Source organism: Zavarzinia sp. (assembly GCF_049306435.1).
GTDB lineage: Bacteria > Pseudomonadota > Alphaproteobacteria > Zavarziniales > Zavarziniaceae > Zavarzinia.
This window is the reverse complement of record NZ_JBAQRT010000250.1, coordinates 1-10,557: the sequence shown is the minus strand read 5'-3', so window position 1 is coordinate 10,557 and position 10,557 is coordinate 1. Positions and strand designations below refer to the sequence as shown.

Here is a 10,557-nt window from a genome sequence, read left to right as displayed (position 1 = left end):
GCCGATGGCGACACGCCGGTTCATGTCGCGGCGACGCCCGCCTTGCGGGGTTTCGTCGCCGGCCGGCTGGGCGCGCCGCTGGCGGGCGAGGATACGGCGAGTTTCGTCGTCGTCACGGGCGCCGCGTTGCTGCCGCTCAGCCGTTTCGCCGCTGGCAGCGATGCCATGCCGGACCAGTCCGCGACGGTGATCGTCGAGATTACGGCGCTCGGTAGCGGCCCCCGGCTGGCCCTGCGCGGGCCGGGTATCCGCGAGGTCGAACATCTCGCGGTCGAGGGCCTGCCGGAGGGTTTCGTCGGGTCTTGGGCGGCGCAGCAGGCGCTGTTTCCGCGCGGCGTCGATCTTGTCCTGTGTTGTGGCGACCGGCTGGCGGCCCTGCCGCGCAGCCTGCGCATCGAGTAGGAGGCGGCCATGTATGTCGCGGTAAAGGGCGGCGAAGCGGCGATCGACGCCGCCCACGCCTGGCTGGCGGAAGAGCGGCGGGGCGATCCTTCCGTTCCCGAAATCGGCCTCGACCAGATCCGGGAACAGCTCGGCCTCGCGGTCGACCGGGTGATGGCGGAAGCCTCGCTCCATGATCCCGATCTCGCCGCCCTCGCGCTCAAGCAGGCACAGGGCGATGTCATCGAGGCGGTGTTCCTGCTCCGCGCCTATCGCACCACCTTGCCCCGCTTCGCCGGGAGCCTTCCTGTCGATACCGCGAAGATGGCGGTGGAGCGGCGGATTTCGGCGACCTTCAAGGACCTGCCCGGCGGCCAGATCCTGGGCCCCACCTATGATTACACCCACCGCCTGCTCGACTTCGCCCTGGCCGCCGAGGGCTGCGAGGTGCCGGCGGTGCCGAAGGCGAAGCCGGGCGAAGGGGCGATGCCCCGGGTGCTGGAGCTTCTGGCCGGCGAAGGGCTGATGGAGCGGGAAGTTCCGCCCACGGACGAGACCGGCCCGGTTCCCGACCTGACGCGGGAGCCGCTGAGCTTTCCCGCCGGCCGACCCTTGCGTCTGCAAGCCATGGCGCGGGGCGACGAGGGTTTCCTGCTCGCCCTCGGTTACTCCACCCAGCGGGGTTATGGCCGCAACCATCCCTTCGCCGGTGAAATCCGCCAGGGCGAGGTTTCGGTCGAGGTCGAGGTGCCGGAGCTCGGCTTCGCCATCGATATCGGCGACATCGTGTTGACCGAATGCCAGAGCGTGAACCAGTTCAAGGGCGATGCCACCCGTCCCGCCCAATTCACGAGGGGTTACGGCCTCGTGTTTGGCCGGGGCGAGCGGAAGGCGATGGCCATGGCCCTCGTCGACCGGGCGCTGCGGGCGGAAGAATTGGGCGAGGCGGTGCAAGGCCCGGCGCAGGACGAGGAATTCGTCCTATCCCATGCCGATAATGTCGAGGCATCGGGTTTCGTGCAGCACCTGAAACTGCCGCATTACGTCGACTTCCAGGCGGAATTGCAGCTCGTGCGGGCGCTGCGGGCCAAGGCCCTGAAGGAGGCGGCGGAATGAGCGAAGACAGCGGTTACAATTTCGCCTATCTCGACGAACAGACCAAGCGGATGATCCGCCGCGCTCTTCTGAAGGCGGTGGCGGTGCCCGGCTATCAGGTGCCCTTCGCCTCGCGCGAGATGCCCTTGCCCTATGGCTGGGGCACCGGCGGCATACAGGTGACGGCGGCCGTGCTCGGGCCTTCCGACACGCTGAAGGTCATCGATCAGGGCGCCGACGATACCACCAACGCCGTCTCCATCCGCCGCTTCTTCGCGAAGACGGCGGGCGTCGCGACGACGACGCGCACAATTGAGGCGAGCGTGATCCAGACCCGCCACCGCATTCCCGAAACGCCGCTGACCGAGGACCAGATCCTCGTCTATCAGGTGCCGATCCCGGAGCCACTGCGCTGGCTGGAGCCGAGGGAGGCGGAGACCCGCGCCCTGCATGCCCTCGGCGACTATGGCGTGATGCAGGTCGAGCTTTACGAGGACATCGCGATCCACGGCAAGATCAAGCGCGCCTATGACTACCCGGTCGAGGTCGCGGGCCGTTACCTGACGAGCCCGAGCCCGATCCCCAAGTTCGACAATCCGAAACTGTCGGATTGCCCGGCACTGCAGCTGTTCGGCGCGGGGCGGGAAAAGCGCATCTACGCCATTCCGCCCTATACGGCGGTGCGCAGCCTCGATTTCGAGGATCATCCCTTCGCCGTCGATCATCCGGGGCACCCCTGCGCCATCTGCGGCGACACGGACAGCTTCCTCGACGAGATCGTGATCGACGATGTGGGCGGCCGCATTTTCGTCTGTTCCGACACCGATCATTGCCGCGAGCGGCAGGAAGGGCAGGCCCATGAAAATGCCGCCTGATGCGATCCTCTCGGCCCGGGACCTGTGCTTCGACTATGGCAACGGCCAGGGCGTGCGGCGCGTCTCCTTCGATCTCTGGCCCGGCGATGTTCTCGGCATCGTCGGCGAATCCGGCTCGGGCAAGACCACCTTGCTGAAACTCCTCGGCGGGCTGCTGGCGCCCTCTGGCGGCAGCCTGTCTTACCGCGAGACCTCGGGGGAGGTGCTCGACCTTCTGGCCCTGCCGGAGGCGCGGCGCCGCCATCTGGCGCGCACCGAACTCGGCTTCGTGCATCAGAATCCGCGTGATGGCCTGCGTCTTGCCGTCACCGCCGGCGGCAATGTCGGGGAGCGGCTGATGGCGACCGGCGGCCGGCATTACGGCCGCATCCGGCAAAGCGCCCTCGACTGGCTGCGGCGGGTCGAGATCGACGGCGCGCGCATCGACGACCGTCCGACGGAATTCTCGGGCGGGATGCAGCAGCGCCTGCAGATCGCGCGCAATCTCGTCTCCGGCCCCCGCCTCGTGCTGATGGACGAGCCGACCGGCGGCCTCGACGTCTCGGTGCAGGCGCGGCTGCTCGACCTCCTGCGCTCGCTGGTCGCCGACCTCGGGCTTTCCGTCGTCATCGTCACCCATGACCTCGGCGTCGCGCGGCTGCTGGCCGACCGGCTGATGGTCATGCAGGGCGGCCGGGTGATCGAGGAAGGCCTGACCGATCAGGTGCTGGACGACCCGCGCGAGCCCTATACCCAGCTTCTCGTTTCCTCCGTCCTGGCGGCCTGAGATGACGATGCAACCGATCCTGTCCCTCCGGGGCATTCACAAGCACTTCATCCAGCATCTGCGCGGGGGGCTTCGGCTCGACGTCCTCGCCGGGGTCGATCTCGATCTCTTCCCCGGCGAATGCGTGGTGCTGGACGGGCCTTCGGGTGTCGGCAAATCCAGCCTGATCAAGGCGGTCTATGGCACCTACCGCGTCGACGGCGGGCAAATCCTGGTCGCCGGCATCGATGTCGCCAGCGCTGGCCCCCGCGAGATCATGACCTTGCGCCGGACCACCATCGGCCATGTTAGCCAGTTCCTGCGGGTCGTGCCCCGGGTCGCCGCCCTCGACATCGTGGCGGAGCCGGCGCGGGCGCGGGGCGATACGCCCGAAGTCGCGCGGGACAAGGCGGCCCGCCTGTTGCGCCGCCTGAACCTGCCCGAAAAGCTCTGGACCCTGCCGCCCGCGACCTTCTCGGGCGGGGAGCAGCAACGGGTGAATATCGCGCGGGGCTTCGTCGTCGACTGGCCGCTCCTCCTGCTCGACGAGCCGACGGCGTCGCTCGACGCGGAAAACGCCGCCGTGGTTGCGGAATTGATCGACGAGGCCAAGGATCGGGGCACGGCGATTCTCGCCATCTGTCACGACGGCGTCCTGCGGGCGCGGATCGCGACCAGACTGTTGCCGATGAAGCGTGTGGAGCAGGCGGCATGAGCAAGGACATCATCCTGACCAATGCGCGGGTCGTCACCGCCGACGCGGTGCTGGACGGCGCGACCCTCGTGCTGCGCGACGGCCTCATCGCGGCGGTGGAGGAGGGGAGATCGAGCCACTCCAGCGCCATCGACATGGACGGCGATTTTCTGCTGCCCGGCCTCGTCGATCTTCACACCGACAACCTCGAGAAACACATGATGCCCCGGGTGCGGGTGCCCTGGCCGGCGGAAGCGGCGATCGTCGCCCACGACCGTCAGGTACTGGCCGCCGGCATCACCACGGTGCTCGACAGTCTCGCCGTCGGCGACGTCTGGCCGGATGGGGAGCGGGTGAAGACCTTTGGCCTGGCCGTCGATGCCTGGCGCCAAGGCCGGGCCAACGGCATGTTCAAGGCGCGCCATGCCCTGCACCTGCGCTGCGAGATCGGCCATGAACAGGTGGTCGAGCTGTTCCGCGGCCTCGCCGACGACCCGGACCTTCTGCTCGCCTCGGTCATGGACCACACGCCGGGTCAGCGCCAGTTCCTCGACGGCTCGAAATACCGCCAGCAATATCCGCAGCTGAGCGATGCCGAATTCGAAGCCTATGTCGACAAGCGGCGGTCGTTGCGCGACGCCGTCGGCCCTGCGCATCGCGCGGAAATCATAGAACTGAGCAAGGCGCGCGGCATTCCCGTCGCCAGCCACGACGACCGCACCCCGGACGAAGTGGCGGAGGCGCTGGCGGAGGGCATCACCCTCGCCGAATTCCCGACCAGCATCGAGGCGGCGCGGGCCGCCCACGGCCAGGGCATGAGCGTGATCGCCGGGGCGCCCAATCTCGTGCGCGGCGGCTCCCATTCCGGCAATGTCTCGGTCGCGGAACTGGCGGCGAATGGCGTGCTCGACATCATGGCCTCGGACTATGTGCCGTCGTCCATGCTGATCGGTGCCTTCATCCTGCATGACGCCCATGGCTTTTCCCTGCCGGCGGCGATCAATACGGTCAGCGCCCATCCGGCGGCGGCGATCGGCCTTCACGATATCGGCCGGCTGGAAACGGGCCTGCGCGCCGACGTGCTGCGGGTGCGGCGCCACGGCGCCATGCCCGTCGTCGACATGGTCTGGCGCGATGGCCGGCGGGTGATGTGATCGTGGCTTATCGTTACGCGCTCTATTGGGCGCCGCCGCTTGCCGGCCCGCTGCACCGTCTGGGCAGCCAATGGCTCGGCCGCGACGCGGAAACCGGCGCACCCGCCGCCCAGCCCCTGCTGCCGCCGATCAGCACGGCGCGCTTCGCCGAGATCACGGCGGGGCCGCGCGGCTACGGCTTTCACGCCACGCTGAAGCCGCCGATGCGCCTGCGCGACGGCGTGTCGCCGGAGGATTTCATCGAGGCCGCGCGCACCATTCTTGCCGGCGTGAAGGTTTTCACCGCGCCGCCGCTGAAGGTCGGCCGGATCGGCGGCTTTCTCGCCCTGGTGCCGGCGGGCGACGTGGCGCCCTGGCGCGGGCTGGCCGATCCGCTGGTCGCGGGGCTGGACGAGTTCCGCGCCCCGCCCACCCCGGCCGAACTCGAGAAACGGAAGAAACACCCCCTCAGCCCGGCGCAGGACGCGCTTCTGGACCGCTGGGGCTATCCTTACGTCTTCGACGAATGGCGCTTCCACATGACCCTGTCGGCCAACCTGACCTCGCCCGAGCGGGAGCGGGTGGAGGTCGCCGCGCTCGGCCATTTCGCGCCCATCGAGGGCAGGGCGGTCGCGGTCGTGGAGGCCTGCGTCTTCGTGCAGGAGGTCCCGGGCGGGCCCTTCACCGTGCGGGCGCGCCTGCCGCTCGCGGCCTGAGGCTTGCGGGCGCCGCGCCCGCTTGCCACTATGCTGCAGCATAAGTGCAATAAGCAGTGGGGGAGAGCGGGCATGGCATCGGTCGAGGGCAATTCGGGGGCGCTCGTCGTCTCGGTCGCGGGCGACCGGCCGCGCAAGATCAGCCTGCGTGCCCGCCTGCTGCGCGCCTTCCTGCGCCGCACCTTCAAGAACCGCATCCGCTTCGATATTCCGGTCCAGGTGGTGCGGGCCCAGGTCGAGAAACTGTCGCGCCGCCTGCCGCCGCCGCCCGACGACGTGAAGGTGATCGACGTTGACGCCGATGGCGTGCCCGGCCACTGGATCGAGCCGGACAACGCGACCGAGGGCCGGCATATCCTCTATCTCCACGGCGGCGGCTATGTCATGTGCTCGCCGAAGACCCATCTCGGCTTTACCTGGCGTATCGCCAAGGCGGCGGCGGCGCGGATGCTGGTGATCGATTATCGCCTGGCGCCCGAATTCGCCTTTCCGGCCCAGATCGACGATTCCCTGACCGGCTACCGCTTTATGCTCGACAGCGGCATTCCGGCGGAGCGGATCGCCATCATGGGCGATTCAGCCGGCGGCGGCCTGACCTTCGGCCTCCTCATGCGACTCAAGGCCCTCGGCCTGCCCATGCCGGGCGCGGCGGTCGGCCTGTCGCCCTATCTCGATCTGACCGTGACCGGCGAGAGCCACTACCTGCACGCCAAGTCGGATCCGATGATCCCGCTGCCCGGTGTCATCTACGGCAGCATGATCTATCTGCAGGGCGCGGACCCGAAACACCCCGAAGCCTCGCCCATCTTCGGCGAGGCTTCGGGCCTGCCGCCGACCCTGATCCATGTCGGCTCGGACGAAGTGCTCCTGTCGGATTCGACCCGGATGGTCGCCAACCTGCGGGCGGCGGGCGTGCCCGTCGAAATCGATGTCTGGCACCGGATGCCCCACGTCTGGCACGCCTTCGCCCGCTACATTCCCGAGGGCCGCGCGGCGATCGACAAGATCGGTCAATTCCTGCGACAGACGATCCGCTGATCGCGGGGTGCGGCACGCCGTAGCCTTTTCAGGGCCGCAAGGGCGTAGTATGCCGCTGGTCAGATAGGACATCGAGGCACGTCATGGATGCAGATATCGCCATCGTCGGGGCCGGACCGGCCGGCTTGAGCTTCGCCCGCGCCCTGGCCGGCAGCGGTCTGTCCGTCACCCTGATCGAGCAGCAGCCGCGCGCCGCCCTGGCCGATCCCGCCTTCGACGGGCGGGAGATCGCGCTCACCCATGCCTCGCGCAGGATCATGGAAACCCTCGACCTGTGGTCGCGGATCGATGCCGCCGACATCTCGCCCTTGCGCGACGCGCGGGTGATGGACGGGCCGTCGCTTTTCGCCATGCAGATCAAGGCCGCGGCGGCGGGTCATGATGCCCTCGGCTATCTCGTGCCCAATCACCTCATTCGCAAGGCCGCCTTCTCATCGCTGATGGACGCGGGCGAGGCGCGCCTGATCGCCGAGACCAGGGTGACCGGCATCGAGCGCGACGCTCAGGGTGTCCGCATCGCCCTGTCGTCGGGGGAGACAATTTCCGCCCGGCTGATCGTCTGCGCCGACAGCCGCTGGTCCGAGACCCGGCGGATGCTGGGTATCGGCGCCGCGACCAGGGATTTCGGCCGCTCCATGATGGTCTGCCGCATGGAGCACGAGGTCGATCACGAGCACGTTGCCTGGGAATGGTTCGGCTATGGCCAGACCCTGGCGATGCTGCCGCTGAACGGGTTGCGTGCGTCCGCCGTGCTGACCCTGCCGCAGGGCCAGATGCAGGCGGTCATGGCCCTGGCGCCGGACGACTTCAACACCGAGATGACCCGGCGCTTCGATGGCCGCCTGGGCGCCATGAAGCTGGCCAGCACCCGCCACGTCTATCCGCTGGTCGGGGTCTTCGCCGACCGCTTCGCCGGGCCGCGCTGCGCACTCGTCGGCGACGCGGCGGTGGGGATGCATCCCGTCACCGCCCATGGCTTCAACTTCGGTCTGCAATCGCAGGAGCGGCTGGCCGGCCGGTTGATCCAGGCGGTCCGCATCGGCCGCGACATCGCCGACCCGGGCCTGCTCGCCGATTACGACCGCGCGCATCGGACGGCGACCTTCCCGCTCTATCAGGCGACCAATCTCATCGCCTCGCTCTATACCGACGAGCGCCCGCCCGCCCGCCTACTGCGCAAGGCCGCGCTCCATTTCGCCAACCGCATGGTGCCGGTGAAGAAGGCCATCGCCGCCCATCTGACCCAGGCGGTCTGAGCATCCCCGTCCCTTCCGGGTCGAGATGCCGGCCCTTGTCGGCATGACGGGGGGAGGACGAATGAGCCGGGGGCGCGGGGCGCCCCCGGCTTGATCCTCAGGCCAGGGCCTGGTCGAGGTCGGCGATGATGTCGGCCACATTCTCGATCCCGACCGACAGGCGGACGACATCGTCGCCCGCGCCGGCGGCGGCGCGCTGGGCCGGGGTCAGCTGCTTGTGGGTGGTCGAGGCCGGATGGATGATCAGGCTGCGCACGTCGCCGATATTGGCGAGGTGGGAGAACAGCTTCACCCCCTGCACCAGCTTGACGCCCGCCTCATAGCCACCCTTCAGGCCGAAGGTGAAGACGGCGCCGGCGCCCTTCGGCGCGTATTTCTGCTGGAGCGCGTGGTACTTGTCGTCTTCCAGCCCGGCGTAGGACACCCAGGCCACCTTGTCGTGCGCCTTCAGATGGCGGGCGACGGCGATTGCATTGGCGTTGTGCCGTTCCATCCTGAGGGCGAGGGTCTCGGTCCCGGTCAGGATCAGGAAGGCGTTGAACGGCGCCAGCGACGGCCCGAGGTCGCGCAGGCCCAGGACCCGGGCGGCGATCGCGAAGGTGATGTTGCCGAAGGTCTTGCCCAGTTCCAGCCCGGCGTAGGACGGATTGGGCTTGGACAGCAGCGGATATTTGTCGTCCGCCAGCCAGTCGAAATTGCCGCCGTCGACGATCAGGCCGCCGATCGAATTGCCGTGGCCGCCCAGGAACTTGGTCGCCGAATGGACGATGATGTTGGCGCCATGCTCGAACGGCCGCACCAGATAGGGCGTCGCCAGCGTGTTGTCGACGATGAGCGGTATGTGATGCTTCCTGGCGATGGCGCCGATCGGGGCCAGGTCGGTGACGACGCCGCCCGGGTTGGCGATCGATTCGACGAAGATCGCCTTAACGCCCGGCACGAAGGCGCGCTCGAAATTCTCCGGGTCATCGGAATCGACCCAGATCACCTGCCAGCCGAACTGCTTGAAGCTCTCGCCGAACTGGTTGATCGAGCCGCCATAGAGCTTGCGGGAGGCGAGGAACTTGTCGCCGGGCGAGAGCAGGGTGTGGAACACCAGGAACTGCGCCGCATGGCCCGAGGCGACGGCGAGGGCGGCGGTGCCGCCTTCGAGGTCGGCGATGCGGGCTTCGAGCACCGCGTTCGTCGGGTTCATGATGCGGGTGTAGATATTGCCGAAGGCCTGCAGGCCGAACAGCGACGCGGCGTGATCGACGTCGTCGAACACATAGGACGAGGTCTGGTAGATCGGGGTCACCCGGGCCTTGGTCGCCGGATCCGGCGCCGCGCCGGCATGGATGGTCCGGGTTTCAAAGGCAGGCTTGTACTCGCTCATTCCTGGTCTCCATTGAGGCTGCCGTTATTTAGGCAACGGCTTGTTGTGTTGTCCAGTTAATTCCTTTTCGCTGTTGTTAATTTGAAATGAACAACAGCGAATTCTTGTTTATAAAATCAGGCGAGGGATTTCGATCTTGGGGCAGCGGTCCATGACGACGATGAGGCCCGCGGCCTCGGCCCGGTCGCGGGCCGCGTCATCGGCAAGGCCCAGCTGCATCCACACGGCCTTGGCCTTGATCGCGATCGCTTCGTCGACGACACCGCCCAGCGCGCTTTCCTCGCGGAAGATATCGACAAGATCGACGGCCTCGGTGATATCGGCGAGATGCCCGACCACGGTCTGGCCGAGAATCACGCCGCCAGCGAGGCCGGGATTGACCGGAATCACCCGGTAGCCCCGATGCAGCAGATAGTCCATGACCTCGTGGGAGGCGCGGGCGGGCTTGGCGCTGGCGCCGACGAGGGCGATCACCCTGGTTTCGCTCAGCAGGCGGCGCAGGGCGGCATCGTCTCGGGGATAGGCCATGGCGGGTCTCCTTTGCCGCCGCAGTGGACCCCCGCGCGGCGCGGTCGTCAATCGCCGAGAGCAGGGGGCGCGGCGCATCTGTCCGACCCGCCAGCGATGGACTACACTGCGCCGCCCGGCCGGAACCGGCGGGACCGGCGGCCGTTGCTATCCGTGTAATCTTCAGCGGGCGAACATGACGCTTGTCGCTACCACCAGGATGGACCGGGTCGAGACCCTGAAGGTCGACGGCCTTTCGCCGCTCCTCGCCCGCGACAGGCTCGCCGGTCATCTGTCGGCGCGTCTCGGGCCCGGCCACGCCGCGCTTTTCGCCCGCCCGCGCGAGGCTGGCGCCTTCATCGAATGGCACGCGGCGATGGATGGCGCCATGCGCCGCTTCATCGACCTTCCGGCGGACGAACGCGCCGAGGTCCAATCCCGTCTCGGCCGGCTGGTGGGCGAGATCCGGGGCGAGGCCGCGCGACTCGGCGCCTCGACCGACGAGGACGAGCGAAGCCTCGGCACGCTGATCGCCGCCGCGCTGGAAATCCCCGGCCTCGACCGGGTCTATGTCGTCGGCGACCAGCCGGTACTGACCGATTGGGGCAGCATCGCCCTCGATCCCACGGGGCGGGGCATTCCATCGCCACGCGGTGTGCTGTTCGGCTTCGGCCCCGTGGTCCAGCCGCCGATGCCCGCTGGCGCGTCGGCGGCCCCGATGGCCCCCGCCGCCGGACTCGCG

Annotated in this window: 11 protein-coding genes and 1 pseudogene; 10 read left to right on the top strand and 2 right to left on the bottom strand. The window is 68.3% G+C overall.

The window, feature by feature from the left end:
* From phnH to ubiM, 9 genes are all read left to right on the top strand, one after another.
* The coding region (gene phnH, locus WAZ62_RS14575) for a phosphonate C-P lyase system protein PhnH (protein WP_422644263.1) at positions 1-402 on the top strand (402 nt) is incomplete at its 5' end.
* A gap of 9 nt (positions 403-411) precedes the next feature.
* Positions 412-1,497 carry a carbon-phosphorus lyase complex subunit PhnI gene (locus WAZ62_RS14570; RefSeq protein WP_422644262.1) on the top strand — a complete coding sequence of 362 codons (1,086 nt, stop codon included), beginning with the start codon at positions 412-414 and terminating at the stop codon, positions 1,495-1,497.
* The gene (locus tag WAZ62_RS14565; RefSeq protein WP_422644261.1) at positions 1,494-2,351 is read left to right on the top strand and encodes an alpha-D-ribose 1-methylphosphonate 5-phosphate C-P-lyase PhnJ; all 858 of its coding nucleotides are present in this window, start codon (positions 1,494-1,496) and stop codon (positions 2,349-2,351) included. Before WAZ62_RS14570 ends, WAZ62_RS14565 begins: the two co-directional genes overlap by 4 nt.
* Positions 2,341-3,117 (top strand): phosphonate C-P lyase system protein PhnK, encoded by a 777-nt coding sequence (gene phnK, locus WAZ62_RS14560; RefSeq protein ID WP_422644264.1) that lies wholly within the window; start codon positions 2,341-2,343, stop codon positions 3,115-3,117. Before WAZ62_RS14565 ends, phnK begins: the two co-directional genes overlap by 11 nt.
* Position 3,118: 1 nt before the next feature.
* Positions 3,119-3,811, top strand: coding sequence for a phosphonate C-P lyase system protein PhnL (gene phnL, locus WAZ62_RS14555; RefSeq protein ID WP_422644260.1), 693 nt, complete (start codon positions 3,119-3,121; stop codon positions 3,809-3,811).
* The gene (locus WAZ62_RS14550; RefSeq protein WP_422644259.1) at positions 3,808-4,944 is read left to right on the top strand and encodes an alpha-D-ribose 1-methylphosphonate 5-triphosphate diphosphatase; all 1,137 of its coding nucleotides are present in this window, start codon (positions 3,808-3,810) and stop codon (positions 4,942-4,944) included. The genes phnL and WAZ62_RS14550 overlap by 4 nt, the downstream gene beginning before the upstream one ends.
* Before the next feature lie 2 nt (positions 4,945-4,946).
* Entirely contained in the window at positions 4,947-5,639 is a 693-nt protein-coding gene (locus tag WAZ62_RS14545; protein ID WP_422644258.1) for a DUF1045 domain-containing protein, read from the top strand.
* A gap of 72 nt (positions 5,640-5,711) precedes the next feature.
* Complete coding sequence (locus WAZ62_RS14540; protein ID WP_422644257.1) at positions 5,712-6,677, top strand: alpha/beta hydrolase; 966 nt, start codon at positions 5,712-5,714, stop codon at positions 6,675-6,677.
* A gap of 83 nt (positions 6,678-6,760) precedes the next feature.
* On the top strand, positions 6,761-7,933 hold the full coding sequence (ubiM, locus tag WAZ62_RS14535; RefSeq protein WP_422644256.1) for a 5-demethoxyubiquinol-8 5-hydroxylase UbiM: 1,173 nt from the start codon (positions 6,761-6,763) through the stop codon (positions 7,931-7,933).
* A 97-nt stretch (positions 7,934-8,030) separates the two neighbouring features.
* Here ubiM and WAZ62_RS14530 read toward each other — a convergent pair whose 3' ends face one another.
* Entirely contained in the window at positions 8,031-9,308 is a 1,278-nt protein-coding gene (locus WAZ62_RS14530; RefSeq protein ID WP_422644255.1) for an O-acetylhomoserine aminocarboxypropyltransferase, read from the bottom strand.
* 108 nt (positions 9,309-9,416) lie between these two features.
* Positions 9,417-9,836 carry a CoA-binding protein gene (locus WAZ62_RS14525; protein ID WP_422644254.1) on the bottom strand — a complete coding sequence of 140 codons (420 nt, stop codon included), beginning with the start codon at positions 9,834-9,836 and terminating at the stop codon, positions 9,417-9,419.
* Between the two features lie 175 nt (positions 9,837-10,011).
* Here WAZ62_RS14525 and WAZ62_RS14520 point away from each other — a divergent pair.
* Positions 10,012-10,557: pseudogene (locus tag WAZ62_RS14520) on the top strand (hypothetical protein); the annotation flags it as partial.